Origin of the sequence: Marinobacter mobilis, from assembly GCF_900106945.1 — a bacterium.
Taxonomy (GTDB): Bacteria; Pseudomonadota; Gammaproteobacteria; order Pseudomonadales; family Oleiphilaceae; genus Marinobacter; species Marinobacter mobilis.
The window spans coordinates 323,740-348,931 of record NZ_FNNE01000005.1; the positions used below are offsets into that span (position 1 = coordinate 323,740).

General features: G+C 60.4%; 26 protein-coding genes. 14 read left to right on the plus strand and 12 right to left on the minus strand.

Features of this window, described 5'->3' with window-relative positions; translation table 11 throughout:
- The first annotated feature begins 27 nt into the window (after positions 1-27).
- Genes BLV11_RS10045 through BLV11_RS10055 form a run of 3 tightly spaced genes read left to right on the plus strand, consistent with a single transcriptional unit; the run spans position 28 to position 4,397 of the window.
- The gene (locus BLV11_RS10045; RefSeq protein ID WP_091813159.1) at positions 28-1,740 is read left to right on the plus strand and encodes a diguanylate cyclase domain-containing protein; all 1,713 of its coding nucleotides are present in this window, start codon (positions 28-30) and stop codon (positions 1,738-1,740) included.
- Between the two features lie 58 nt (positions 1,741-1,798).
- Complete coding sequence (locus BLV11_RS10050; protein WP_091813161.1) at positions 1,799-3,691, plus strand: putative nucleotidyltransferase substrate binding domain-containing protein; 1,893 nt, start codon at positions 1,799-1,801, stop codon at positions 3,689-3,691.
- A 1-nt stretch (position 3,692) separates the two neighbouring features.
- A complete protein-coding gene (locus tag BLV11_RS10055) occupies positions 3,693-4,397 on the plus strand; it encodes a 3'-5' exonuclease (protein ID WP_245725984.1) in 705 nt (234 codons plus the stop codon).
- Here BLV11_RS10055 and BLV11_RS10060 read toward each other — a convergent pair.
- The 7 genes from BLV11_RS10060 to BLV11_RS10090 all read right to left on the minus strand — a co-directional run bounded on the left by BLV11_RS10060 (position 4,355) and on the right by BLV11_RS10090 (position 9,815).
- Complete coding sequence (locus BLV11_RS10060; RefSeq protein WP_091813165.1) at positions 4,355-4,972, minus strand: nucleoside deaminase; 618 nt, start codon at positions 4,970-4,972, stop codon at positions 4,355-4,357. The genes BLV11_RS10055 and BLV11_RS10060 overlap by 43 nt on opposite strands.
- Before the next feature lie 27 nt (positions 4,973-4,999).
- Entirely contained in the window at positions 5,000-5,221 is a 222-nt protein-coding gene (locus BLV11_RS10065) for a hypothetical protein (protein ID WP_139173224.1), read from the minus strand.
- An 86-nt stretch (positions 5,222-5,307) separates the two neighbouring features.
- Positions 5,308-5,655 carry a DUF805 domain-containing protein gene (locus BLV11_RS10070; RefSeq protein ID WP_091813170.1) on the minus strand — a complete coding sequence of 116 codons (348 nt, stop codon included), beginning with the start codon at positions 5,653-5,655 and terminating at the stop codon, positions 5,308-5,310.
- A gap of 262 nt (positions 5,656-5,917) precedes the next feature.
- A complete protein-coding gene (gene msrB / locus BLV11_RS10075; RefSeq protein ID WP_091813172.1) occupies positions 5,918-7,075 on the minus strand; it encodes a peptide-methionine (R)-S-oxide reductase MsrB in 1,158 nt (385 codons plus the stop codon).
- A 175-nt stretch (positions 7,076-7,250) separates the two neighbouring features.
- The gene (locus tag BLV11_RS10080) at positions 7,251-8,723 is read right to left on the minus strand and encodes a sensor histidine kinase (protein WP_091813174.1); all 1,473 of its coding nucleotides are present in this window, start codon (positions 8,721-8,723) and stop codon (positions 7,251-7,253) included.
- A 3-nt stretch (positions 8,724-8,726) separates the two neighbouring features.
- Entirely contained in the window at positions 8,727-9,428 is a 702-nt protein-coding gene (locus BLV11_RS10085; protein ID WP_091813258.1) for a response regulator transcription factor, read from the minus strand.
- Positions 9,429-9,518: 90 nt separating this feature from the next.
- The gene (locus BLV11_RS10090) at positions 9,519-9,815 is read right to left on the minus strand and encodes a hypothetical protein (RefSeq protein ID WP_139173225.1); all 297 of its coding nucleotides are present in this window, start codon (positions 9,813-9,815) and stop codon (positions 9,519-9,521) included.
- 229 nt (positions 9,816-10,044) lie between these two features.
- On the opposite strand from BLV11_RS10090, the gene BLV11_RS10095 reads away from it, so the two are divergent.
- From BLV11_RS10095 to BLV11_RS10125, 7 genes are all read left to right on the plus strand, one after another.
- On the plus strand, positions 10,045-10,677 hold the full coding sequence (locus tag BLV11_RS10095; protein ID WP_091813261.1) for a QsdR family transcriptional regulator: 633 nt from the start codon (positions 10,045-10,047) through the stop codon (positions 10,675-10,677).
- Positions 10,655-11,824, plus strand: coding sequence for an acyl-CoA dehydrogenase (locus BLV11_RS10100; protein ID WP_091813177.1), 1,170 nt, complete (start codon positions 10,655-10,657; stop codon positions 11,822-11,824). The genes BLV11_RS10095 and BLV11_RS10100 overlap by 23 nt, the downstream gene beginning before the upstream one ends.
- Positions 11,825-11,844: 20 nt before the next feature.
- Positions 11,845-12,333 (plus strand): hypothetical protein, encoded by a 489-nt coding sequence (locus BLV11_RS10105; protein WP_091813179.1) that lies wholly within the window; start codon positions 11,845-11,847, stop codon positions 12,331-12,333.
- A 144-nt stretch (positions 12,334-12,477) separates the two neighbouring features.
- Entirely contained in the window at positions 12,478-13,236 is a 759-nt protein-coding gene (gene cysQ, locus BLV11_RS10110) for a 3'(2'),5'-bisphosphate nucleotidase CysQ (protein ID WP_091813181.1), read from the plus strand.
- A 259-nt stretch (positions 13,237-13,495) separates the two neighbouring features.
- Positions 13,496-14,374 carry an RNA polymerase sigma factor SigJ gene (gene sigJ, locus BLV11_RS10115; RefSeq protein WP_091813183.1) on the plus strand — a complete coding sequence of 293 codons (879 nt, stop codon included), beginning with the start codon at positions 13,496-13,498 and terminating at the stop codon, positions 14,372-14,374.
- Positions 14,375-14,392: 18 nt separating this feature from the next.
- Positions 14,393-15,829, plus strand: coding sequence for an amidohydrolase family protein (locus BLV11_RS10120; protein WP_091813185.1), 1,437 nt, complete (start codon positions 14,393-14,395; stop codon positions 15,827-15,829).
- A 77-nt stretch (positions 15,830-15,906) separates the two neighbouring features.
- A complete protein-coding gene (locus BLV11_RS10125) occupies positions 15,907-16,599 on the plus strand; it encodes an SOS response-associated peptidase (protein WP_091813187.1) in 693 nt (230 codons plus the stop codon).
- Between the two features lie 16 nt (positions 16,600-16,615).
- Here the strand turns inward: BLV11_RS10125 and BLV11_RS10130 are convergent, their stop codons facing one another.
- Complete coding sequence (locus BLV11_RS10130) at positions 16,616-17,158, minus strand: hypothetical protein (protein ID WP_091813189.1); 543 nt, start codon at positions 17,156-17,158, stop codon at positions 16,616-16,618.
- A 256-nt stretch (positions 17,159-17,414) separates the two neighbouring features.
- Here BLV11_RS10130 and BLV11_RS10135 point away from each other — a divergent pair, with 256 nt between their 5' ends.
- From BLV11_RS10135 to BLV11_RS10145, 3 genes are all read left to right on the plus strand, one after another.
- Positions 17,415-17,816, plus strand: a complete 402-nt coding sequence (locus tag BLV11_RS10135) for a VanZ family protein (protein WP_091813191.1) — start codon at positions 17,415-17,417, stop codon at positions 17,814-17,816.
- An 87-nt stretch (positions 17,817-17,903) separates the two neighbouring features.
- Entirely contained in the window at positions 17,904-18,476 is a 573-nt protein-coding gene (locus BLV11_RS10140) for a GNAT family N-acetyltransferase (protein ID WP_091813264.1), read from the plus strand.
- Positions 18,477-18,845: 369 nt separating this feature from the next.
- On the plus strand, positions 18,846-19,427 hold the full coding sequence (locus BLV11_RS10145) for a hypothetical protein (RefSeq protein ID WP_091813193.1): 582 nt from the start codon (positions 18,846-18,848) through the stop codon (positions 19,425-19,427).
- Between the two features lie 49 nt (positions 19,428-19,476).
- Here the strand turns inward: BLV11_RS10145 and BLV11_RS10150 are convergent, their stop codons facing one another.
- The 4 genes from BLV11_RS10150 to folE all read right to left on the minus strand — a co-directional run bounded on the left by BLV11_RS10150 (position 19,477) and on the right by folE (position 24,175).
- Positions 19,477-20,874, minus strand: coding sequence for a sodium-dependent transporter (locus tag BLV11_RS10150; protein ID WP_091813195.1), 1,398 nt, complete (start codon positions 20,872-20,874; stop codon positions 19,477-19,479).
- 16 nt (positions 20,875-20,890) lie between these two features.
- Positions 20,891-22,468 carry a methyl-accepting chemotaxis protein gene (locus tag BLV11_RS10155; RefSeq protein WP_091813197.1) on the minus strand — a complete coding sequence of 526 codons (1,578 nt, stop codon included), beginning with the start codon at positions 22,466-22,468 and terminating at the stop codon, positions 20,891-20,893.
- A gap of 173 nt (positions 22,469-22,641) precedes the next feature.
- Positions 22,642-23,505, minus strand: a complete 864-nt coding sequence (locus BLV11_RS10160) for a carboxylate/amino acid/amine transporter (protein ID WP_091813198.1) — start codon at positions 23,503-23,505, stop codon at positions 22,642-22,644.
- Between the two features lie 28 nt (positions 23,506-23,533).
- On the minus strand, positions 23,534-24,175 hold the full coding sequence (gene folE / locus BLV11_RS10165; RefSeq protein WP_091813201.1) for a GTP cyclohydrolase I FolE: 642 nt from the start codon (positions 24,173-24,175) through the stop codon (positions 23,534-23,536).
- Positions 24,176-24,376: 201 nt separating this feature from the next.
- On the opposite strand from folE, the gene BLV11_RS10170 reads away from it, so the two are divergent.
- A partial coding sequence (locus tag BLV11_RS10170) for an MATE family efflux transporter (RefSeq protein ID WP_139173227.1) occupies positions 24,377-25,192 on the plus strand: 816 nt, incomplete at its 3' end.

Here is a 25,192-nt window from a genome sequence, read left to right on the forward strand (position 1 = left end):
CCTAACTAATGTGAACGGATTCTCACTTTGAGCCTCAACACCCGGATTCTCACGCTGGCATCCATGCTGACCCTTATTGCGGCGCTGGCATCCTGGCTGGCGTACCGGGAACTGTCCCGGGACATCATGGAGCGCTGGGGCCAGGAAGTGGCCGAGATCCAGGTCCGTTACGACAGTGCCCGCCTGCTGCAATCCCTGGAACGGGAAATCGGGCTGGCCCGCCAGATGGCCGATTCGCTGGCGATCCAGCAATGGGCAGACAACCCGGATGACCCGGTCCTGCAGGCAACCGCCATCCGCCAGATGGAAAGCTTCCGCAACAATTTCCGCGACAACAACTATTTTGTCGCCCTGAGAAAGAACCTCCATTACTACTTCAACAACGCCGACAACGAGTTCGACGGCGACCAGTTCCGTTATCAGCTCGACCCGGCCAAAGCCGAAGACGCCTGGTTTTTCCGGCTCATTGAAGAGGGCCGCGATTTCCACCTCAACGTCAATCCGGATACCGAGCTGGGGGTTACCAAACTGTGGATTGATGTGCTGATTCGCGGCAACGGCCGCGATGTGCTTGGCATGGTGGGCACCGGCCTGGATCTGGACGCTTTTCTTCGTGATATCGTCGATGTCGGCAAGGACGGCATCACCACCCTGTTTGTTGATTTCAATGGCGCCATCCAGCTCTATCGGGACCGCAATTACATCGATTTTGCCAGCATCATCAAGCCGGAAGGTCAGAAGAACACGATCGACCTGCTGTTCGAGGCCGAAGACGACAAGCAGAAGATGCTCGGCATGCTGCAGATGCTGAAAAACCGCGGCGGCGAAGAAGGCGCCATCGCCAGCAGTTTCGTGACCATTGATGGTCGCCGTCACCTTGCGGGTGTTGCCTACCTGCCAGCCATCGGCTGGTTTGAAATCACCCTGCTCGACCTGGACACCCTGATACCGCCCAGTTTCTTCTGGCCCCTGGTGGCGGTATTTCTGATCACCCTGCTGCTGACTCTGGTGCTGTTTCACGGTCTGGTCAGGCGCTGGGTCCTGAAACCGGTCGTGGCGCTGGAGCAAGCGGTCAATCAGATCCGGGAAGGCAATTTCGCCCTGCACGAACTGCCCAAACCGGATAATGAAATCGGCCAGCTCAGTGCCCATTTTGAAGACATGGCCAGCACCCTCAGGTCGTCTACCGAGAACCTTCAGGAGCAGGTGTCCCAACGTACCGATGAGTTGCACCGCCTGGCCCGGGTCGATGCCCTCACAGGCCTGGGCAACCGCCGTGCGCTGGATGAGGCCCTGGCTACCGAACTGGAACGTGCCCGCCGGCAAAACAGTGGCTTTGGCATCCTCTGGCTTGATGTTGACCAGTTCAAAGCCATTAACGACGAGCGCGGCCACCAGACCGGGGATGCCATCCTCTGCGACGTGGCACACTGGCTGAAGGCCTGCCTGCGTCCCTACGACATAGCCGGACGCTGGGGCGGCGATGAATTTGTGGTGCTTCTCTCACCCTGTGATCTGCAAACCCTTGAGCACACCGCCCAGCGTATCCGGGTCAATATTGAGAGCCAGGGCAAGGCTCTGGGCCTGCCGGTCTCGGTCAGTATTGGCGGGCACCTCGCCGGCGCCCATGAAAATCTCGACGACCTGCTGAAACAGGCCGACCAGGCGCTCTACCAGGCCAAGCAGAATGGGCGCAATCAGGTCCGGATCAGCTCCGAGCAGTCCTCGACCTGCGCCTGAACTGCTATATTGCCGGTACGTTCAATCATTTCCATGCACGATTTAACCGGAGCAAGGCATGCAGGCCGAGCTGATCGAGATCCGCAACCATCTGAGCCAGCACCCACCGTTCGATGAACTGCCGGAATCGCTGCTGGAGCTGATCGCCAGCAACGTCGAAGTATCCTATGTCCGCGCCGGCACAGCCATCTGCCGCTTTGGCGACCCCAGCACGTATCTGTATTACCTGCGCAGCGGCGCAGTGGAGATCTACCGCCGCTCCGGGGAACTCTACAATCGCCTCGAGGAAGGCGAGTTCTTCGGCCAGTTCGGGCTGATGATGAACAAGACCGTACGCTTTCCCGCCAATGCCCTGGAAGACAGTCTGCTCTATCTGATTCCCGCGGCGGTATTCCAGACCCTGTGGGAAAGCGACGACAACTTCGCCGATTACGTGGAGATCGAGGACCGCACCCGACTGCGTTCCGCCATTTCGAACCGCGAACAGGGCAACGATCTGATGACCGCCAAGGTCAGCCGGTTGATCGGTCGGCCGGCGGTGACCGCACCCACCACCGTGCGCCTGCAGGAGGCCGCCCGGATCATGACCGAACAGGGGGTGTCATCCCTGCTGCTGATGGACGAGAGCCAGTCACCAGCGGTAATGGCGGGCATAGTCACGGACCGTGACCTGCGCACCCGTGCGCTGGTGGACGCACTGCCCTCGGAAACCCCGATCCAGGACATCATGTCGAACGAGCTGATCACGATTCGAGCCGACGAGTTTATCTTTGAGGCCATGCTCAGCATGCTCCACAACAACGTCCATCACTTACCGGTGGTGGACAAAGGGGAGCCCCGGGGAGTGATATCCCTGAGCGATGTGATCAAGTACGAATCCCAGAACAGCCTCTACCTGGTCAGCAACATCTACCACCAGAACTCCGTCAAGGGTCTGAAAAAAGTCAGCAAGGACGTCCACGCCAGCTTTGTCCGCATGGTCAACGAGGACGCCAACTCGCACATTATCGGCAGTGCCATGGCAGGCATCGGTCGCTCCTTCACCCAGCGCCTGCTCGAGCTTGGCGAAGAGACGCTGGGGCCACCCCCGGTGCCTTACTGTTTCATGGCACTGGGCTCCATGGCCCGGGATGAACAACTGGTGGTGACCGACCAGGACAACGCCATGATCCTCGACGACAGTTTTGACCCTGCGCAGCACGACGACTATTTCCTCGCCCTCGCCAAGTTTGTCAGTGATGGCCTTGCCGACTGCGGCTACAGTTACTGCACCGGTGACATCATGGCCACCAATCCAAAGTGGCGGCAGCCGCTGCGGGTTTGGAAGGCGTACTTCAGCGACTGGATCGAAAACCCCAAGGCCGAGGCCCTGCTCAACAGCAACATTTTCTTTGATCTGGATGGTATTTATGGTGACACCGGGATGGCCGAGGCGCTGAAATCCCTGATCGCCAGCAAGGCCGGCGACAGCCCCCGTTTCCTGGCCTTCCTTGCCCGCAATGCCCTCAACCGGACACCGCCGCTGGGCTTCTTCCGCACCTTCGTCATGGAACAGGACGGCAAGCAGAACAACACCTTCAACCTCAAGCGACGGGGCACCGCACCGCTGTCGGACCTGATCCGTATTCATGCCCTGGCGGTAGGCTCCACCGCGCAGAACTCCTTCGAGCGACTGCGGGATATCGGTGCAACACGGTTGTTGCCCGAGGGCGGTGTCGAGAACCTCCGGGATGCCCTCGAATTCATTGCCATTGTCCGCATCCGCCACCAGGCCCTGGCCATCGAGGATGGCCGCGAGCCCGACAATAACGTCAGGCCGGAAGACCTGTCGACCTTCGAGCGTAACCACCTCAAAGACGCCTTCCAGGTGGTCAGCAGCGCCCAGAAATTCCTCCGCTTCCGCTACCAGGCCGGATCGGGACGCCCACGGTCTAATGAGCGGCGGAGCTGATATGACCCAGGCCACGGCCGACTGGCCGGAACAGCTGGCCCTATGTGCAGCGAATGCCCGGGATCCGCGCCTGAAGGCGTTCTTCGAGGCCGGCTGTCCGAACGGCAACACCCCGATTGCCGAAGTCCCGATGGTGGCGATGGACTTTGAAACCACCGGGCTGGACCCAAACAGGCACTCCATCGTCAGCATTGGTCTGGTGCACTTTGACTATCACCGCATTCAGGGGGCCAGCGCCCGTCACTGGGTCGTGCGGCCGGTCTTGCCCTTACACGGACAGTCAGTGGCCGTTCACGGCATTACCCACACGGACATCGGCGATGCGCCGGATCTTGGCGAGATTGTTGAGGAATTGCTGACCGCACTGGCGGGAAAGGTTGTGGTGGTTCACTACCGGGCCATCGAACGGCCATTTCTGGATGTGGCGCTGAAGTACCGACTGGACGAAGGCATCCGCTTTCCGGTGATCGACACCATGGCGATCGAGGCCCATCTTCACCCTAACCGACACCCAAACTGGTGGCGTAAGTTACGCGGTGACAAGCCGCTATCGATCCGCCTCAATGACAGCCGCAGCCGCTATCACCTGCCTCACTACCCGCCTCATCATGCTCTGACCGATGCCTTGGCCACGGCAGAACTGTTGCAGGCGCAGCTGCAGCATCACTTCGATCCGCAGACGCCGTTGGCGGATTTGTGGCTGTGACCACCGTTATAGATCACGCCACCACTGGCCTGATACGCCTGCAGAACAGACGCCGCCTCCTGCCGGCAGACTTCAGCCACTGCCTGGATACCCGCCCGTTCCAGCACCGCACGCCAGTCGGCAGGCTTCTGACCCTCATCAAACCCAATCGCCCGCACATCTGCGTCGGTGGCGCCGGCCACCACCCGTGACACCCCCGACCAGGGAATGGCCGCCAGGCACATGGCGCAGGGTTCTGCCGATGTCACCAGCCCATAGGGCGCACCTTGGGCCGCATTCAGGTCGTAACTGGACAACGCCCGCTGGGCTAACATGAGGGCGAGGATTTCTCCGTGCAACACCGACAGGCTCTGCTGCTCCACCAGGTTCACGCCCAGCGCGACCAACCGGCCGGTTGCGACCTCGAATACCCCTGCAGCAAACGGCCCACCGGTCTGTTCGATCACATTACGCCGGGAGGCTCCAATCACAAATGTCATCTGGTCGTGGACCGACACCGAGTTGGCGTAGCCCTTCTGGTAATCCGCCAGCCAGGGTGGCAGCGAAATGGTGAGATCGCCGTGGCTCTTATGCATATGCAGGCTCCCCCGGTGGTTAGACCGTCATTGCCGTCGCTTTCCCGCCAGCCACAGAGGCAGCGCGACCACCAGCAGCCCGGCAAATGTAACCGCAAACCAGCTCAGCCCGAGGGGCAGCAGATTGCTCCAGTGAATCACGCCCTCACAGTGGTATTCGCATTGCGGATTGTGCTGCCAGGCCAGGTACAGTGCACCGCAGGTCACCGTCAGGCCGGCAATAAACGCAACCATCAGTATGGATTTCATGGGCCTGCCACACCGCTCGGAACGGGGTTGATTTGAACAATGGCAACATTCAGCAGCGGATACAAGTCCGCTGCTGAATGGCCAGATCAGACGCCTTTAGGGTTAGCGCCGAACTGGTTCTCACCTGGCTTGCTGTCCTGGACCAGAAACACCAGCAATACAATCGCGCCAATCAGCGGGATAAAGCCGATCAGCAGCCACCAGCCACTACGATCCGTATCGTGCAGCCGTCGCACAGAGACCGCAATGCCGGGGATCAACACGGCCAGGCTATAAAGCAAGCCAAGTATACCCGGGCTGCCGACTAGGCCCTCGATAAAGCCAAGGGCGAAGGCGATGATGAAGTTGAACAGGAAGAACATCCAGTATTCCGCACGCTGCGCGCGTCCCGTAAACACCGCATACTTCTTCATGACTTCCAGATACCAATTCATAGTATTTGCTTTTCCTTAACCCCAGAGAGAATTGATCGGTTGGCAATGGGGTCCTCTGCCAACCGACGTCAGGCACCAAGGTACCGGGTAATTCTTACGGTTTTTCGCACATTTCTTACGAAATGTCAGCACTTTATAATCCAACGGGCTTGCCCGGAAGCATCAGCAACGACGCGGTGATTACCCCGCCCCTCTCGCCGGACACAAAAAAGCCCGCACCGTCGGCCAACGGTGCGGGCCCCTGTCTTCGCCTTGTCTCGGCTTACATTTCCGTGGCCTTCGCGGTCACCCGATCCAGATAGGCACCATAACCTTCCGCTTCCATACGCTCACGGGGGATAAAGCGCAGGGCCGCAGAGTTCATGCAGTAACGCAGGCCAGTGGGCGCCGGACCATCCTCGAACACATGGCCAAGGTGAGAGTCGGCATACTTGCTGCGGATTTCGACCCGGGTCATGAACAGGCTGCGATCCTCCCGCTCCAACACCGCATCCGGGTTGATCGGGCGAGTGAAGCTGGGCCAGCCGGTACCGGACTTGTACTTGTCGTCGGAGGAGAACAGCGGTTCGCCAGAAACCACGTCCACATACAGACCGGCGCGCTTTTCATCCCAGTAAGTGTTGCTGAACGCACGTTCGGTGCCATCGTCCTGAGTCACGTCATACTGCAGCGGCGTCAGGCGCTGTTTCAGTACGTCATCGTCAGGTTTGACGAAAGCGGCCGGGTCGAAGCCCATCGCGCCCGCCGCCGGTGCCGGCTGGAACTGACTGAAATCGATGTAGCGATCCTCTCCCCACACCTCGTCAACAAACTGGTAGCGGCCGGAGTTGAAGGTATAGAAGTTGTAGCGGATCGGGTTCTTCTTGTAGTAATCCTGATGATAGTCCTCGGCGTCGTAGAAGACCTCAAACGGGGTAATCTCGATCACCACCGGTTTGTCGTAGCGACCGGACGCCTGCAGCGCCTGTTTGGCGGCCTCCGCCAGACGCTGCTGTTCCGCGTTGTGATAGAAAATTCCCGGGCGGTACTGCAGCCCGCGGTCGACGAACTGTCCGTTGGCATCGGTGGGATTCATCATCCGCCAGAGCCCCTGCAACAGGCCCTCATAGGTGATGATGGTCGGGTCGTAGTAGACCTGAACGGCCTCGGTGTGGCCGGTATTGCCGGTACCCACCTGCGGATAGGTGGGGTTGGCAAGGTGGCCGCCAGTGTAGCCCGAGACGGCTTCCACCACCCCCGGAATTTTCTCGTACCCGGCTTCCACGCACCAGAAACAGCCGCCGGCAAAGGTCGCCACTTCCAGGTTCGGTTGATCCGGCGCATAGCGCGAAGGTTCAGCCATGGACTCGCCGCCGCCCAGCCCCCAACCAAGGATGACCAGACTCAGCATGAATACGGAACTGACTGCATAGCGTCTCATTTCATTTACCTCTCTTAACTCGCTGAAGCCTCAAAAGCCCCGCTGTTACCTCTGGGCCCCGACAGGGCCAGGTCTGTTGTCTTCAGACTCCAGCATGGCGCGGTCATTTCACAGGGTGATGAGCAATTTCTCACAATTCCATAACAATACGCCGATGGCCGGGCGCTGGATGCGCTCAACTGGCAATTGGCAACCAGACGGTAAACTCGGTGCCGGCCGGATCCCGGTTGGCCACACGGATGTGCCCGTTTTGCAGGGTCATGATGCGTTTGGCAATGGCCAGGCCCAGACCAGCATGACCACCGGCATTGCCCGAGGCACCGCGGTAAAAGGCATCGAAGATATGAGGCAGGTCGGCCTCGGGAATGCCCGGCCCGGTGTCCTGAACCCGGATCTGCAGGCCATCGTCCTGCGGCGTCATCGATAACACCACGTCAGCGCCCGCCGGGCTGTAAGCAATGGCGTTGCCGATCAGGTTGTCCAGCACCCGCTCGGTCATGCCCAGGTCACCATAAGCCGGCGGCAGTGCCGGCGAGCCCTCCACCCGCAGGGTGATGTCGCGGCCTGCCGCTTTGGGCGTGTGTTTCTGCGCCACGTCATGGATCAGTTCCGCCAGCGGGAAGGGCTCCGGTCGGGGTTTCTTCTCCTGAGCCTCCAGCGCTGCCAGCTCAAACAACTCATCCACCAGTTGGCTGAGCCGACGGCATTCCGCCAGGGCAATATCGAGGAACTGTTGCTGTTCCTCGTCACTGAGGCTGGCCCGCTTCATTTTCAGGCTTTCTACATAGCCCTGCATCGATGCCAGCGGCGTACGCAGATCATGGGAAACCTGGGCCACCAGACGCCGGCGCAGGGCGTCTTTCTCCTGCAGCTGGTCGATCTGACTGGCGATGCGCTCAGCCATGCGGTCGAAGGCCATGCCAAGGAAATCGATTTCGTCCCGTACCACCGGGCGTTGTTGTTGCCAGGTCTGGCGGGGATGGTGCGCCATATCGGTGGTTTCAAACTGTTCCACCAACTCGGTCAGCTGGCTCAGCCGCCGGGTCAGCTGCCGGAACAGCCACAACCCGGCCAGCATGCCGCCAACCAGGCTGAAGGCCACCGCCCAGGCACTCATTTCAATAAAACGGCCGTCCCGCGCCAGCATCTCGGCATTGTCGAATTCCTCCCCCCGCAGCACCACGTAGAGGTACCCTTCCGGGCTCTGCGCCGAGGGAACCGGGGTCACCGAGAAGATTTTCTGCCGTTCATGGCTACGGGGATCATCACCCAGCACCGGGTAGGCCGTCATATCTCCTAGCAGGCGGCGGATCGGTTCCAGCGATACCGAGTTGCGCTTGATCTTATCCGGATCGGCGGAGTACGCCAGAATCCGGCCGGAGGTATCCAGCAGGTAGATTTCAATGCTCGGATTGATGGTCATGTAGAGATTGAACAGCTGCTTCAGGGCAGCCTCATCCAACCGGCCTTCATCCACCAGGTTGCGATCCTGCACCAGTTTCTCCGCCAGATCCCGATACAGCTCCTGATTCACCGAGGCGTTGAACTCCCGCAACGAATACAGGCTGATGAAGGAATAAAGCAAGCCAATGGCAACCAACAGCAAAAACAGGCCAAGGGCGAGGCGGGTGTAGAGGGTTTTCACCATGGGTCAGTCCCCGAACCGGTATCCAACACCCCAGACCGTCTGGATGTACTGTGGTGTGGCGGGATCGCTTTCGATCTTGTTGCGCAGGCGGTTAATGTGGGTATTGACGGTGTGTTCGTAGCCTTCGTGGTTATAACCCCAGACGGCATCCAGTAGCTGGGTACGGCTGAATACCCGCCCGGGATGGCTGGCGAAATGCATCAGCAGGTCGAACTCCCGTGCCGTCAGGTCCACGTCCTGGCCGCCAGTACTGACCTTGCGCCGGCCAGGATCGATGGTGAGGCCATTGCAGTGAATCACCGCGTCGTCTCCCGGGTCCTGCCCGGCGCTGCCCATGGCATCAACTCGCCGGAACAGCGCCTTGATGCGCGCCGTCAGTTCAGCCACGCTGAACGGCTTGGTGAGATAATCGTCTGCGCCCATTTCCAGACCCAGCACCCGGTCCAGCTCGGTGGTTTTGGCGGTCAGCATCAGCACCGGCACATAGCCCGGGCCACTGCGGATTTCCCGGCAGACCGCCAGGCCGTCCAGTCCCGGCAGCATTAGATCAAGCACCACCAGGTCGATGCCGCCCTGACGATAACGTTCCAGGCCGCTGTCGCCCCGGTCGCAGTGGATCGCGGTCATCCCCAGATCCTCCACGTGCATCCGCACCAACTGGGCGATGCCGGGGTTGTCCTCAATGATCAGTACCGTTCTTGTCATCAGCTCCCACATCCCAAAGCGTCTCCGGCACTCCGGCGGTAGCCGGGGCGGCCGGAGACGGCATTCTCCGCCAGCGCCCAACCGGCGTGACTACATGCCGCCGGACTCATCCATGGTCTTGGCGTCCATCATCTTGTCGTCGGCCATCATCGGCTCAGCCATGGTGTCGTTCATTGGCTCTTCCATACCATGGCCCATGTCGTCGGCCATGTCACCCGTCATATCCCCGCCCATGCCTTCAGCAGCCATGCCCTGCGATTCCGCCATCGTGGCGGATTCATCCATCATCTTGCCATCGTCGGCCATGTCGCCAGCCTGAGCCAGGCCCACGCTCATGGCCAGCGGCATCACCAGTGCACCCATCCAGTATTGAGTATATTTTTTCATGGTCAATTCTCCGTAAACACGACCCGCAAACCCCTTGCAGGCTTCGTCAACCAGCATGCGCCGGGGCATTCACGGGGTGCTAACGGCGGGTAAAACACTCTATAACGCAAAGTTCACAAATCGATAACGCCCCTGAGCAGTGCTTCCCTTTCAGGAACAGTCAGTTCCCCGCGTGGAACACCCCGGGCATTGGGTTTAGAATGGTCGTCCCGGGCATTTCGAGGTGGCAGTGACCGACAACAACCTTTCCCCCAAGGCAACACCTGCCGACGTCCTGCGCCAGGCACGCCGGCACTGGCTCAAAGGCGAGCGCATCCATCTGGCGTCGCTGGCCAGCGAACTCAGGATTGGCCGTGCGACCCTTTTCCGTTGGGTCGGCAACCGCGACCAGTTACTGGGCGATGTACTCTGGTCACTGTACGACACCCTGCGCGAAGAGGCCCTGGCCAATACCCCGGGCGAAGGGGTCGACTTTGTGGTCGGGGTGTACCGCCACATCAACTCGGTGCTGTTGCACTCGGAACCCCTGCGGCGCTTTATCCACCAGGACTCAGAATATGCCCTGCGCATGCTGACGTCGGCCCACTCCATCGTTCACACCCGTACCGTTGAAGCCAACACCCGGGTGCTTGAAGACCAGCGGAAGCGTGGCACCATCAACCCGCCTATGGCGATCAGCAGCCTGTCCTATTTCATGGTGCGGCTGGCGGAATCCTGCCTCTACAGCGACATCATCTGTGGCCGGGAACCGTTGGAAAAAGAGCTGGATGACGCCTGTACTGCCGTGCGTATATTGCTCGGCAGCGAGGCAACCAACAATCTGAATCAGGAGAACAACGATGACGTCTGCCCTCTGGGATGATCTGCTACAACTGAACAACCAGCTGGACCAGACCGAGCGTCAGGTCCGTGATAACGTTCGCGCCTTCTGTGACGACCGCCTCATGCCCGGCATAGTCGAAGCCAATCGGCATGAACAGTTTGACCGGGAACTTCTCACCGCCATGGGCAGCCAGGGTATGCTCGGGGCCACCCTGCCCGAACAATACGGCGGCCCCGGTCTGAGCCACGTCTGCTACGGGCTGATTGCCCGTGAAGTGGAACGGGTGGATTCCGCCTATCGCTCGGCGTTGAGCGTTCAGTCCTCACTGGTGATCCATCCGATCCACGCCTATGGCAAGGAAGCACTGAAACAGCGACTGCTGCCCGGGCTGGCCTCCGGCGAGCTGGTCGGCTGTTTCGGGCTCACCGAACCCAACCACGGCTCCGACCCTGGCGGCATGGAAACCCGTGCCCGCAAGGTGGACGGCGGCTACCGGCTCAGTGGCGCCAAGACCTGGATTACCAATTCCCCCATCGCCGACGTACTGGTGGTGTGGGCCAAACTGGACGGCGTTGTCAGCGGCTTTGTGATTGAACGCGACGAAGCCGAAGGCCTGGACACCCCGAAGATCGACGGCAAGTTTTCCCTGCGGGCGTCGGTGACCGGCTCCATTTTCATGGACGAGGTGTTCGTACCCGACGCCAACCGGCTTGAGGTTGAGGGTCTGAAGGGTCCGCTCAACTGCCTGACCAAAGCCCGCTACGGCATCTGTTGGGGAGCTCTGGGCGCGGCCGAATTCTGCTGGCATGCGGCGCGGCGCTACACTCTGGAGCGGCAACAATTCAACCGCCCTCTGGCCGCCAACCAGCTGATCCAGAAGAAGCTGGTGGACATGCAGACAGAAGTGACCCTGGGGCTGCAGGCCACACTGCAACTGGGTCGGCTGATGGATGCGGGTAACGCCTCCCCGGATGCAGTCTCGCTGCTCAAACGCAACAACTGCGGCAAGGCCCTCGATATTGCACGGGTTGCCCGGGATATGCACGGCGGCAACGGCATTTGCGACGAATATCATGTCATCCGCCATGCCATGAACCTCGAAGCCGTCAATACCTATGAAGGCACCCATGATGTCCACGCCCTGATCCTTGGCCGCGGGCAGACCGGCATCCAGGCCTTCTGCTGAGGCCACCACGCGGAATTCTCATGACAAACAAACTGCTCAAGACTGCCGGTTACCTGATCCTCGCCCTGACCGTTGCTGCTATTGGCACGGTCGTCTGGTACGGCATCAACGCCTCCCGCAATACCGACATCGCGCAACCCTATTTTGACGCCCACTTGCCGGTCATTGTGGGGTGGGACTTCGATGCCCTGGAGCCCTTGCTGACGCCGTCGCTGAAGGCCAGTTTCAGCTCCGACGAAGGCCAGCGGGTCTTCCGCCGTCTCAGCCAGCTTGGCGAACTGCAGTCGTTTGAGCAGCTGCAGTACATCGGCGCCGACGCCCAGGTGGCTGTCGATGGCGGCGCCTACGATCTGCTGCAATTCACGCTGCTGGGGCACTTTCGCGAAGGGGATGCCCTGGTACTGGTCACGCTGGCGCAAACGGATGACAGCTTTCTGGTACACGGGCTGAACATCCGCTCAGACGCCATAGCAGCGCCCCGTAACCCAGGTACTGGCGCGACACCATGAGCCGTCTGGCACCGGAACGGGTGGCCGCCCTTCCGGGCGGCTGCTCTGCCAGCCAGAGGTTCTGGTGAGCTCACAATCCCGGAAAATCCGCTAAACTCAAAGCACTGAATCACGTGTCATAACCTCCGGAATAGGATGTGCCCCATGCATTACCGCGATCTCCTTCCCGAAGTCCTGGCCATCGCCGATGCCGCCAGCGAGAAGGTATTCAACATCTACCTGACCGACTTCAAGGTGGACTACAAGGCCGACAACTCGCCGGTTACGGTTGCGGATCTCGCCTCCCACCAGATCATCGTCGATGGTCTGCGCCGGATCAGCCGTGACATACCCATCCTGTCTGAGGAGGCAGCCAGCGAACCCTGGTCGACGCGTCAGCACTGGCACCGGTTCTGGCTGGTCGATCCCGTTGACGGCACCAAGGAGTTCACCAGCCGCAGCGGAGAGTTCACCGTCAACATTGCACTGATCGAGGACGGTGAACCGGTGTTGGGCGTTGTCACAGCACCGGCGCTGAAAGAGGCCTTCTGGGGCGCCAAAGGTGAAGGCGCCTGGAAACGGGATCGCACCGGCCATATTCACCGCATCCGGGTGGCAGTGCCCAGAGACTCAAAACGGGTGGTGGCGAGCAAGAGCCATCTCAACCCGGAAACCCGCCAGTTCATCGATACCCTGGGGGAACACCAGCTGGTTCAGGCCGGCAGTTCGCTGAAGTTCTGCCGCATCGCCGAGGGCCATGCCGACATCTACCCGCGTCTGGGCCCGACCTGCGAGTGGGACACCGGCGCCGCCCATGCCATCCTGCTGGCCGCCGGCGGCAAGGTCGACACCCTCGACGGCAAGCCCTTGCGCTACGGCAAAGAGGACGTGCTCAACCCGCACTTTGTGGCCTCGTCAAAGTGACCCCATCCCTATAACGGCTCACCCATGCCCTCGGCATCTACATTCTGGCATGCACCCGCGCCCTATCGTGCCCAGCGTCTTCTGCGCAGGGCACGGCTTTCCAGCCTGACGGTCCCTTGCCGCTCCAGGCCGTTATCGAAGCCTATCCGTGGGATCTGGGACACAGCGAAAAGGTGACCAACAAGGAAAATCTGTCACAGTTATCCGGTGCCGGTCGTCCTTCAGATAACACCAGCAAGAAAAGACCCGGGGAGTGGTTGTGAATACCAAGGCGGAATTGTTTACCAAAGCCAGGCCGCGGCTGTTTGGATTGGCCTATCGAATGCTTGGCTGTCGAATGGATGCCGAAGATGTGGTGCAGGATGCCTGGCTGAAATACAGCCGCGATCGTAGCGACAACCTTGACGATCCCGAGGCCTGGCTGGTCACGGTAGTCACCCGCCTCGGCATCGACCGGCTGCGCTACCTCCGCAGCCGGCGGGAAGAGTACTACGGCCCCTGGCTGCCGGAACCCGTAGCCGCCACCGAGTCCCGGACAGCGGAGGAGACGATGGCACTGGCGGCAGACCTTTCCATGGGCTTCCTGCTGACACTGGAGCGGCTGTCACCGGAAGAACGGGCAGCGTTCCTGCTGCGCGAAGTCTTTGATTATTCCTACGCCGAGATGACCCGGATACTGGGCAGGAGCGAGGCGGCCAACCGTCAGGTCGTCAGTCGTGCCCGCCAGCGGGTGCGGGACGGGCGACCCCGTTTTGCCGTCGCCCCCCAGGATCATAACCGAGTGGTCGCGCGTTTCACCGAGGCCTTGATGCAACAGGACTCCGAAGCCTTCAGCGCCCTGCTGGCAGAGGATATTCGCTGGATATCCGATGGCGGGGGTAAGGCTGTGGCCGCCACCCGCGTAGTCTGCGGTGTCCGTGCAGCTTCCCGCCTGGCGATGGGGCTGGTCCGTCAGTGGCAGGGACAGGCCCGGGTATCCATGGGCATGGTCAACGGCCAGCAGGGGATCATCATCGCCATCTCGGACAAAGTCAGCGCGGTGATCGCCCTTGAGAGCGACGGCCAGCGCGTGCTAAGCATTTACTCCGTGGTCAATCCCGACAAATTGACCACCTTTCACTCCGGCACCGAAAACTGATCCAGGGAAGGAAATTTCATGATCAAACCGGCACGCTATATTGTTGTTATTCTGTTCGTTCTGGCCGTCGCGGGCACCTTTGGTTTGTTCCAGGTCCGCGCGACCATCAATGAGCCCGCGGGCCTGCTGACGCCCTGGCCTCACAACGGCACCAACTTGCGAATCACCTCCGTTCGTCTGTACGACCCCGACAGTGGCGATCTCAAGTCGGTCGATGCGGTCGACATCCGCCACGGTCGCATTACCGCTATCTACGGTACTGGCGATTCCATACCTGACCATTACGGGGCGACCCTGGAAGGCAGACAGCGGGTCCTGCTTCCGGGTCTCACCGACTTTCACGTTCATCTGGGGGCGTCGGATGGCCGTCCCCCCTGGGCGATGGACGGTCTTGCCATGGTCTCGGTAGCGAGCCAGCGCGAAGCCTTCCTCTACAGCGGCATCACCGCCGTCGTCGAAGGCTCACCCAATGCGCTGGCGGCGCTGGATCAGGCACTGGCACCCTCCCCGAGGGTCTACCCGTCCACCCGCATGATCACCGCTCTCGATGGCCATCCGATCCCCATGTACCAGGAATTTGTACCCTGGCCCATGACCGGGCTGGTGATCGACGAACAGGTGCTGGCTATTGCGTCCGCAGATACCAGTGCAGGGGCTATCGAGGCCCTGGTGAACGGCCCCGGTCATCACGTCAAACTGGTGCTGGACGGCGCCATACCCTGGGACTCGCCCAGACTGACAGAGGCGGATGTGGCCGCTGTTGTCAAACACGCCCATGCCGCAGGCAAACCGGTGTACGTTCACATTGGCAGCGCGCAGGATGCGGTGATGGCGGCACGGGCCGGGGCCGATGTGCTGATGCACACGCCGTATGTCGATCTGCTGAGTGACAGTGACCTGGCCGAGCTGAAAGCCTCAGGGGTGGCCGTGGTCACCACCGCCCAGATCTGGGAGTGGTTCCAGCGGGGCCTGAACAAACAGCCCGCCCTCACCGGCCTGGAGCGACAGCTGGCCTCACCCGGGTTACTGGCCGCTTGGGCCGACGACTGGCACCGCGCCAGCGCGGACTATCAGTCCACCACCTTTTCCCAGGACTATCTCGCCCGGCTGTCCGGCTTCAACGCCAACCTGACCGAGAACCTGAAACGGCTGTATCAGGCAGGTATTCCACAGATTGCCGGCACCGATACCGGCATTCCCGGGCTCACACCCGGCGCCTCCCTTATTCGCGAATTGCAGTTACTGCAGTCCTACGGTCTGGCTGCCCCGGACCTCCTGCGCATGGCAACCTCCGCGCCTGGCACCCTGCTCGGCGACAGCAATTCCGGCCGCATTCAGCCTGGCAGCGCCGCCGATCTAGTGCTGGTGGAAGGCGATCCGACCAGCGACGTCTCAGCCCTGGCCGAGCTCGCGTATGTGATTCAGGCCGGCGTGGTTTACCAGCGTCGTCAGTAGCCACTGGCGAACTCCGGTCTTCGGGATTATGGTTCAAGTGTTCAGGATTCCGGAGAGCCACCTGGCGGAGGCCGCACGTGTGTGGACGCTATAACATCATCGACGACGCCGATGTACGCCACCTGATGGATGTGCTTGGTGTCGATCTGTACCCGCAAACCCGACTTAACGTCGCGCCGGGGAGCCTGGGTTCGATTGTCTATGACGCAGGTATGGGACGCACCCTTGATAGCGCCCTGTGGTCGCTGCTGATCGAACCCCACCCTGGCACCACCGGTTTCCGGCCATCCCCCAGGTACAGTACGTTCAATGCCCGTGCCGACAGGCTGGGCAGCAGCCCACTCTGGAAGGAACGCTTCGCCAACCAGCGCGCGATTGTACCGGCCAGCGGCTTTCACGAATGGACCGGGCCTGTGGGCCACAAGCAGTGCTATAACATCCGCGCCAGTGAGGGAGCCATTGCGTTTGCGGGCCTCTATGAAATCTGGGAGTTTGATGGCCAGCGGGTAGCGTCCTTCACCATCATCACCTTACCCGCTCACCCCCGGTTCGCTCATATTCACCCGCAGAGTGTGCCGCTGATGTTGCGGCCCGAGGATTTTGATACCTGGCTGGATCCACAGCTGACCCATACCGATCCATTCCAGCACCTGTTACAGCCGCAGATTCGGGTGACCCTCGAGGTCGCACCTGTCCGGTCACCCGACGATCTCAAGCCGCTGACCGCAGCCACCACAATCGCAGCGGACCGATCAGCGGTGCCCGGCTAACGTCGGGCCAGGCGTATCAGGCCGTCAGTGCACGCTTGCGACGTGGCAGGTAACGGAAACCGATTTCCTGCAACACCGTCATCGGCATCTGCTTGCGCTCCGCCCAGTAGAACCACCAGTGTTGACGGCCATTGGGGGTATCCACCAGGCCCTGATGGAAAACGTTGGGAATGACCCGGCTGTGGGTCTGGAAGACCTTTTCGATACGGGTTCCGGCCAGAATATAGCTCTGCCCGGACCGCCAGCATTCAAGGGCAATGATCAGCCCCGCCAGGGAACAATGGAAGGGTGTCCGCTCGGTCAGGAAATAGCAGGTGATCTCCACCACATCCGACAGGCTGAACGGCAGTTGCGCACAGTGGGGCCCTAACATGGCAGCGTAACGCAACTGCGGACCGTTGTTGAGCACAAAACCGCCGATCATCGTGCCCTTGCGATACAGACCAAACACCCCGGCGCCGTAGAGATAGTCCATCGACACCGAGTTGCCAGAGGCCTTCTCAAAGCCCTCCTTGAACGCGGTCAGTTGGGCTTCATCCGTCAGTCGTTTGTAGTACATCTCATAAACTCCTTAGCTTTTTGCTTGGATAAGAACGTCTTATGACGTTCACCAATCTAGCTATGGAGAACTGCGAGACCCGGCGCAAGCATTTTTGGTTATCCTTTAGGTGCAAACGTTATCCACACCCCGTGATCACCCACAATTCGTCACAGTTGCTCACAGGGAAGGACACGTCCCGTCGCCATACTGGTTCCTGCACCGGTCAGCGCCCGGCTGACCGCACTCAACGACCTCCCATGACGGAACGAAAGCGATGTATCGAGTGGTTTGCGCCCTGACGGCGGCGCTGTTCATCTTTATCCTGTGGATCATCTATCTGGCCGACCGGGGCGACAGCCCGCTGTTCTTTTATCTGGTCCAGCAGTGGCCCTACGGCGACAAGGCCTGCCATTTTCTGCTCTACGGCCTGCTGGCGCTGCTGCTGAATCTGACGCTGGAGCTGAAGGTGCTGACCGTTGCGCGCATCCGGGTCTACGCCGGCACGCTGGCCGTGGCCCTGTTTGCCGTCATCGAAGAGCTCAGCCAGGCCTTGTTTCCCAACCGCACCCTGGATGCGATGGACCTGGCTGCCGATGCCGCCGGCATTCTTCTGTTCAGCCTGCTCAGCTTTGGCATCGACTGGTGCCGTCAGCGGCGCCTGGACGCTTGCCAGTGAACGTGCACTGCGGTATCTATCGAGGCTGACTCTGCCCCGACCCAGGAAAACGCCGTGCCCGACACCCCCCACAACCGACGCCCCCTGATGCTGGAAACTGCCCGGCTGAAATTGCGGCAGTGGCGCCCCGAGGACCGGGCTCCGTTTGCCGCCCTCAATGCGGACCCGGAGGTCATGGCCTATTTCCCTCACCGCCTCAGTCAGAGCCAGAGCGATCGTCTGGCTGACCAGTGCGAGGCCCTGATCAACGAGCACGGCTGGGGGTTCTGGGCGCTTGAGCGTCAGCAAAGCGGTGACTTTCTGGGGTTTGTCGGCCTGCACATGCCTGATGCCGCCCTGCCTTTTTCCCCCTGTGTCGAAATCGGCTGGCGGCTGGCCGCCCGGTATTGGGGCCAGGGCTACGCCACCGAAGCGGCCATGGCCGCACTGAGCGTTGGCTTCACTACCCTGGGGTTGGCGGAGATTGTTTCCTTTACCGCGGTCAGTAACCGACGCTCCCGCGCAGTGATGGAACGGCTCGGCATGGTGCCGGACCCCCAGACCTTTAATCACCCGGCTCTGGCGGAGGACAGCCCGCTACGCCGCCACTGCCTGTATCGTCTCAGCGCCCGGGAATGGGCCCGAACTACCCACCCGGAGACCCTGCCAAAAATTTATTAGACTAAAGTCGAATATTTTTGGAACCCTATCGAGACGACCAGCGTCTGACGTCTGCACCAATTAAAAAAACAACGGTACGTGACAGAACAACAACACTAATCAACATCGACCGTGCGCCCAACAAGACTGGCATGATCGCCAGACCGGCTACCCAGACCGGGCAATAATAAAAGGGCGCACGGTGCTTTTCTTCTTCTCTCCCCGGTTCTCTGACAGGCCACCCGATTCGGTGGTCGGTGTCCATTCCCGGACCACGCTCACCCCCTCTTGATCACGTTTTTACGACACTTGCCCCCACTCCCAAGTGGCTCTATGTTGTAGGCGTTCCGGTATTCCAGCCGGACACAAGACTCATCAGGGAGAGAAACCATGAACCGTTTACGAATCGCCGGAATGGCGCTGCTGACCATGTTGTTGCTGGCGGCCGGCCACGCGGTTGCAGAAACGTTGACAGAGCAGGACGTCAAAAACTTTATCAACAGCCTGGAGGCACTTCAGGAGCTGGAAGGGGAGTTTGCCGAACTCGCTGATGACATGAATCAGGAACCGGACAACGGGGATCCGGCGATTCCCGATCTGGGCCATCTGTTCTCCGACGCCGTGGGACGAATGGAGGGGCACCCCCAGTTCGAACAGTTCAGTGCTATTGTCAAAGACAATGGCTTCGGCAATGCGAGTGACTGGGGCGAGACCGGAGACCGGGTGTTTCGTGCCTGGATGGCCATCGAGATGCAAGGCCAGAGCAGGGCGGCCCATCAGGACGTGGCGAACGCCATCGCGGAAATTGACCGCAACCCCAGCCTGACCGCCGAGCAGAAAGCCCAGATGAAGGCCATGATGCAAGGTGCCATGTCGATGATGGAGCAGGCCAGTGACGCCCCTGAAGCCGACATCAGGGCCCTGCGCCCCCATATGGAAGAACTTCGCCGGGTCACCAGCGAGGACAACTGAAGGAGAGTAGCCCGGCTCCAGCCACAGGCCGGTGGCCGGGCAACAGGATTCAGCTCATCAGGTTATAGACGAACACCACCAGCACGGCGATGGGGGTGACGTAACGAAGCAGGTGAGTCCACAGGGAAAACATCACCGGCGACAGCGTAACGTCATTGCTCAGGGATTCCTTTGCCACAAACCAGCCAACAAAGACCGCCGTCAGCAGCCCCGACAGTGGCAACATCACATTGGCGGTGAAGTAGTCCAGCAGATCAAAGATGGTCTTGCCTTCGAAGCGTTCAAACATCGCCAGCGGTGTCACATCAGACCACAGGTTCAGGGACAGAATCGAGGCAATACCCAACAGCCAGCAGGCGCCCCCCACCAGCAGGGTGCTGCCCCCCCGTCCAATGATCAGCTTCTCCTCAACCCACTCCACCACCGGTTCCAGCAGCGAAATGGCCGAGGTCCAGGCCGCAAACACCAGCAACACAAAGAACAGCGTACCAAACAGCCCTCCGAGCGGCATCTGGCCAAACGCCAGTGGCAGGGTCTGGAAGATCAGCCCCGGACCGGCACCGGCTTCCAGCTCATTGGCGAACACCACCGGAAAGATGGCCAGACCCGCCAGCAATGCAACACCGGTATCCATCACCGATACCATCACCGCCGTTCGACCAATCGACACATCCCGTCCCAGGTAGGAGCCATAGGCCACCATGATCGCCATACCCAGGCTCAGAGTGAAGAAGGCATGGCCGAGGGCGGTCAGTACTCCGTCCATGGTCAGGGCCGAAAAGTTGGGCGAGAACAGGAAGCTCACCGCTTCAGCGAAGTGCCCTGTGGTGGTGGCATAGCCCACGGCCATCAGCAGCAAAACAAACAACGCCGGCATCAGGATATTGACCGCCCGCTCCAGGCCCGCCTTCAGCCCCTGAGCAACCACCACGATCACCAGCAACATGAACACCGAATGCCACAACAACAACTTACCGGGACTGGCCAGCAGGTCTGAGAAGATCGCGCCAATGGTCTCCGCATTCTGGCCGGTAAAATCACCCATCGCGGAATGACCGACATAGGAGGCCGCCCAGCCTCCGATGACCGAATAGAACGACAGGATGACAAACGCCGCGATCACGCCGATGATCGCCGACACCCGCCAGCCGGAGCTGCAATTATTGCGCTCCGCCACCATCGCCATGCTGGCGATGGGGTTATGGCGTCCACTGCGGCCAATATAGACCTCGGCCATCATGATCGGAATCCCGATGATCGCGATGCAGGCCAGGTACACCAGCACAAAGGCGCCACCGCCGTTTTCGCCCGTGATGTAGGGGAATTTCCAGATATTACCCAAGCCAACCGCGGAACCGGTTGCTGCCAGGATAAAGGCCAGACGGGACGACCACAGGCCCCGGGCCATGGTGTTTGCTGAGCCCGCCGCGGATGGGGTATCGGTCATTGCGGTTCCTGTAGATCTATTTGTTCAGATTGGTATTGAAGCGGGCAACCAGATCCTTCAGGCCAGCGGACATATCCCGCAACTGGTCACTGAACGATTTGGCGGATTCCGCTTTTTCGTTGCTGTGATCCGCCAGCTCAGCGATGTTGACCACCTGCTGGTTGATCTCCTCGGATACCTGGCTTTGTTCCTCAAACGCCGCAGACATGCTGATAAAGCTGTCAGAGATTCGAGCGATGGAGGTCACGATATCCTGTAGCGACTGTTCGGCCGCACGTACCTTGTCCAGCCCCTGGCCGGCCATGGCTTCACCTTCTTTCGTCGCCTGCACCGCCTGGGCCACCTGGGCCTGGAAATCGCCGATGACTTCCTGGATGCTGATGGTGGACTCCCGGGTACGGGCCGCCAAAGAGCGCACTTCATCCGCCACCACCGCAAAGCCACGGCCCTGTTCTCCGGCCCGGGCAGCCTCAATGGCAGCGTTGAGCGCCAGCAGGTTGGTCTGATCGGCAATATCCGAGATCAGCCGGGTGGCTTCACCGATACTTTCCGTGGACTCCCCCAGACGGCTGATGGCACTGCCAATCGCCCCCACACGGTCAACCAGCTGCTCGATCGCCTGCAATGCCTCGGCGCTGAGATGGCCGCCAGAGGCGGCGTGCTCGTTGGCTTCCTCGGCCACGCGGGCATTGTCGGTGACGGTTTCCGCCACTTCCTGGATCGACACCGTCATTTCATTGATCGCCGAGGCGGTCATGTCGGTCTCCGCCCTTTGCCGGGCAATCGCCTCGGCACCTTCGGAGATCAGGCGGTTGCTGTACTCGGCATTTTCCACCAGTTGCTCTGACTGATCCTCAATACGGGTCAGCGCCGTACTGATACGCGCGCCTTCACTGATCAGCATCATCGATAACTGGGCAAACAAACCGCTTTCGTCGGAATAGGTCCGCGCCACCAACGGATCTTTGAACGCATCCGGGCGGATGTCCAGCAGTCGCTTCAGCCGTGCGGTCATTGACCGCAACAACAGGCTGACTCCAATGACGTGTGCCCCCACCACCAACCCGATAGCCAGGGCCGGCTGTTCAAGTTCCAGGGCCAGCAGGGAGAGAATCAGCGAAACCAGGAACGGCCAGCCGGATTTCAGTACCGACCCCAGACGTCCGGTCAGGAACATCAAACCTTTACCGCTGTTGATCTCCCGATACAGTCGTTCCGCCCGCTGAACCTCCTCCCGGCCTGGAGATACCCGTACCGATTCGTAGCCCACCGCCTGGCCGTTTTCCAGGATCGGCGTGACATAGGCGCTGACCCAGTAATGATCACCGTTCTTGGCGCGGTTCTTGACCACCCCCATCCACGGTTTGCCAGCAGAGATGGTCTCCCACATAGCCTTGAACACGGGCGGCGGCATATCCGGATGACGAATGATGTTGTGGGCCTGCCCCACCAGCTCATCCCGGGTGAACCCACTGATATCGACAAAATCATCGTTGCAGTAGGTAATGACGCCTTTGAGGTTGGTCGTGGTGATCAGACGACTGCCCTCTTTCATCCGTACTTCTTGCTGGGTGACGGGTAAATTCTTACGCATGCTGTTTTTATCCCTGACAATGGATAAGCCGGAATTGCTGGGTTCCGGTTAGGGGAGATCAGTTTTCAGAAAGTGTAGCAAAGCGGAGCCAGAACCACTGTCAAACCGCGTAAACCGCGTAAACCGCGCGCGCCAGCTACCTTCGCACGTACTTTAACTATCGGCAGGAGCCACTAGACCTGAAGGGCCCGATGCCGGTAACGGGCATTCAGCCACAAGGATAGCCCAATCACCCCGCCACCGACGGACAAACGTAGCAAATCTGCATCCCTGTTCCATATAAGGAGATTAACCAACAGACCCGCCGGTACCAGGGCATTGTTCATGACCGCCAGCGTACCGGCATCGACCTGGCAGGCGCCCCGGTTCCACAGGAAGAAACCCAGTCCGGACGCCACCAGTCCCAGCCAGGCCAGAATGCCCCATTGCAAAGCGGTTGCCGGCAGGCGCTCGCCATTCCCGAAGATCAGGTACGACGGTAACGCCACCAGCAAGGCGCCGAGAAAGAAATAACCGAAGGTCCGGTACGCCGCAGCATGGCCGGCGTAGCGATGCATCAGGTGTTTGTAGCCGACCTGACCAGCAGCAAAGGTGACGTTGGCGAGCTGCAACAACAGGAAGCCCACCAGGAAATCCTCGCTGAGGCCATCGTAACGGATAATACCGGCACCAAGCGTCGCCACCGCGGCGGCCAGCAGGGCAACCGGCGTAAACTGGCGGCGGAAAGCATCGTCGATCAGCGTCACATACAGCGGCGTGAAAATGGTAAACAGCAGGACTTCCGGAACCGTGAGGTAGGAGAAAGCACGATAGAGGCACAGGTAGGTCACACCGAACTGCAGGGCGCCCACTGCCAGGGTGCCAATCCGCAATCCGCCGGGAATCCCCCGCCAGCGCAGCAGTGGCAGAAACACCAGTGCCCCCAGCAATACCCGGCTGAGCACGGCGAAATCGCTGTCGACCTGACCGGCCAGGAACTCGCCGATCAGGCTGAACGAGAACGCCCACAGTATCGTGACCAGCACCAGCAGGATCATGCCGTTTTACCCCTGGAGAATGGCCGCCTCAGCCCGCGAGAAATTCCCGCCGCCGGTTCTGGTCGGAACTGAACGCTCCGCCTAGCGCGACGGTCTCGGTGGCAGAACCGCCATCCATCACCCCACGGGCCTTGACGCAGTAGTGAGTGGCGTCGATCTGGACGGCCACATCCTCAACCCCCAGCAGGGTTTGCAGGGCAACGAGAATCTGATGGGTCAGGCGTTCCTGGACCTGGGGCCGTTGCGCGAAGAAACGCACAATGCGATTGATCTTGGACAGGCCGATCACCCGGTCGCCGGGAATGTAGGCCACCCGGGCCTTACCATCAATGGTGACAAAGTGGTGTTCACAGGTGCTCAGCACCTCGATATCGCGGATGCGGATCATGTCATCCACACCCATTTTGTTTTCAATCTGGGAGATTTTGGGAAAGTGCCGGTAGTCCAGACCAGAGAAGACTTCGTCCACGTACATGCGGGCGATGCGGGCCGGTGTATCCGCCAGGCTGTCGTCGTTGAGGTCGAGCCCCAGGGTGGCCACCACCTGAGCCATAAGATCTCTGATGCGCTCCACTTTCTGGTCTCGGTCGAGCACATTCTCTTTCAGCGGTGTTTCCAGTCCACGCTCAATCAGGGCGGCCTGTACGGCCAGGGCTTCAGGGCTCAGCATGTTGACTTCCGGTAATGACTACGTGATCTGGCACGGTCTGATCGGGGCGACCTGCGCCAATGTCAGATTGATGTCAGAACGGTGACAGACCGGGTATTATCCACAAGCATCTTCCCTTATGCACGTATGTATCCACCACAGGTTACCATTCCTGCTGTTTTTCAACCCCTTGAGTCAAACGGAACGGACACAGTGCACACCCTGGACGAGAACCATCAGCCCATTCCCGAGGCCCGTCAGCCCCTGCTGCAACGGACCCTCAGCGAGTGGAAAACCCTGTCGTTGCTGGGTGCGCCGATCCTGATTGCACAGCTGGCGCAGATGGCCAACGGCGTTATCGACACCGTGATGGCCGGCCACGCCAGCGCCGAGGACCTGGCCGCGGTCGGCATCGGCAGCAGCCTGTGGATGCCGCTATTTCTGATGTTCATGGGGCTACTGCAGGCCATGCAGCCGATCATCTCCGGCTACCGCGGCAGTGGTGAGCTGGATCGCATCATGCCGGTTACCTGGCAGGGGCTGTACATCGCCGCCGGCGCCGCCGTGATCATGATCACGCTACTCACCCAGGTCCACCCGGTACTGGCATTGCTGGAAATGGACAGCCATACCGCAGGCATCACTCAGGGCTATCTCAATGCCTTTTCCTGGGGCGTTCCGGCGCTGCTGCTGATGACCGCCCTGCGGGGTCTGACCGACGGCCTCGGCCACACCCAGGTGATCATGGCGTTTTCGGTACTCAGCACCCTGCTCAACCTGCCGCTCAACTACATCTTCATCTATGGCAAGCTGGGGTTACCTGCGATGGGCGGCGTCGGTTGCGGCTGGGCCACCTCGCTGTCCAACGGCGTCGCCGCCATCGCCCTGCTGATCTACCTCAACCGCAGCACGAGCTATCGCCGTTTTCATCTGATTGCCGACTGGTGCCGCCCGCACTTGGCCGATATCGGCTACATCCTCAGGATCGGAGTGCCCATCGGCTTCACCATCTTTGTCGAAGCCAGCATGTTCTCGGTG

What these genes read in the sequence shown, in the direction of transcription:
- BLV11_RS10050 (WP_091813161.1), top strand. Translation starts at nt 1,799, where the DNA reads ATGCAGGCCGAGCTGATCGAGATCCGCAACCATCTGAGCCAGCACCCA.
- BLV11_RS10055 (WP_245725984.1), top strand. Translation starts at nt 3,693, where the DNA reads ATGACCCAGGCCACGGCCGACTGGCCGGAACAGCTGGCCCTATGTGCA.
- BLV11_RS10060 (WP_091813165.1), bottom strand. Translation starts at nt 4,972, where the DNA reads ATGCATAAGAGCCACGGCGATCTCACCATTTCGCTGCCACCCTGGCTG.
- BLV11_RS10065 (WP_139173224.1), bottom strand. Translation starts at nt 5,221, where the DNA reads ATGAAATCCATACTGATGGTTGCGTTTATTGCCGGCCTGACGGTGACC.
- BLV11_RS10070 (WP_091813170.1), bottom strand. Translation starts at nt 5,655, where the DNA reads ATGAATTGGTATCTGGAAGTCATGAAGAAGTATGCGGTGTTTACGGGA.
- msrB (WP_091813172.1), bottom strand. Translation starts at nt 7,075, where the DNA reads ATGAGACGCTATGCAGTCAGTTCCGTATTCATGCTGAGTCTGGTCATC.
- BLV11_RS10080 (WP_091813174.1), bottom strand. Translation starts at nt 8,723, where the DNA reads ATGGTGAAAACCCTCTACACCCGCCTCGCCCTTGGCCTGTTTTTGCTG.
- BLV11_RS10085 (WP_091813258.1), bottom strand. Translation starts at nt 9,428, where the DNA reads ATGACAAGAACGGTACTGATCATTGAGGACAACCCCGGCATCGCCCAG.
- BLV11_RS10090 (WP_139173225.1), bottom strand. Translation starts at nt 9,815, where the DNA reads ATGAAAAAATATACTCAATACTGGATGGGTGCACTGGTGATGCCGCTG.
- BLV11_RS10100 (WP_091813177.1), top strand. Translation starts at nt 10,655, where the DNA reads ATGACGTCTGCCCTCTGGGATGATCTGCTACAACTGAACAACCAGCTG.
- BLV11_RS10105 (WP_091813179.1), top strand. Translation starts at nt 11,845, where the DNA reads ATGACAAACAAACTGCTCAAGACTGCCGGTTACCTGATCCTCGCCCTG.
- cysQ (WP_091813181.1), top strand. Translation starts at nt 12,478, where the DNA reads ATGCATTACCGCGATCTCCTTCCCGAAGTCCTGGCCATCGCCGATGCC.
- BLV11_RS10120 (WP_091813185.1), top strand. Translation starts at nt 14,393, where the DNA reads ATGATCAAACCGGCACGCTATATTGTTGTTATTCTGTTCGTTCTGGCC.
- BLV11_RS10130 (WP_091813189.1), bottom strand. Translation starts at nt 17,158, where the DNA reads ATGTACTACAAACGACTGACGGATGAAGCCCAACTGACCGCGTTCAAG.
- BLV11_RS10135 (WP_091813191.1), top strand. Translation starts at nt 17,415, where the DNA reads ATGTATCGAGTGGTTTGCGCCCTGACGGCGGCGCTGTTCATCTTTATC.
- BLV11_RS10140 (WP_091813264.1), top strand. Translation starts at nt 17,904, where the DNA reads ATGCTGGAAACTGCCCGGCTGAAATTGCGGCAGTGGCGCCCCGAGGAC.
- BLV11_RS10145 (WP_091813193.1), top strand. Translation starts at nt 18,846, where the DNA reads ATGAACCGTTTACGAATCGCCGGAATGGCGCTGCTGACCATGTTGTTG.
- BLV11_RS10150 (WP_091813195.1), bottom strand. Translation starts at nt 20,874, where the DNA reads ATGACCGATACCCCATCCGCGGCGGGCTCAGCAAACACCATGGCCCGG.
- BLV11_RS10155 (WP_091813197.1), bottom strand. Translation starts at nt 22,468, where the DNA reads ATGCGTAAGAATTTACCCGTCACCCAGCAAGAAGTACGGATGAAAGAG.
- BLV11_RS10160 (WP_091813198.1), bottom strand. Translation starts at nt 23,505, where the DNA reads ATGATCCTGCTGGTGCTGGTCACGATACTGTGGGCGTTCTCGTTCAGC.
- folE (WP_091813201.1), bottom strand. Translation starts at nt 24,175, where the DNA reads ATGCTGAGCCCTGAAGCCCTGGCCGTACAGGCCGCCCTGATTGAGCGT.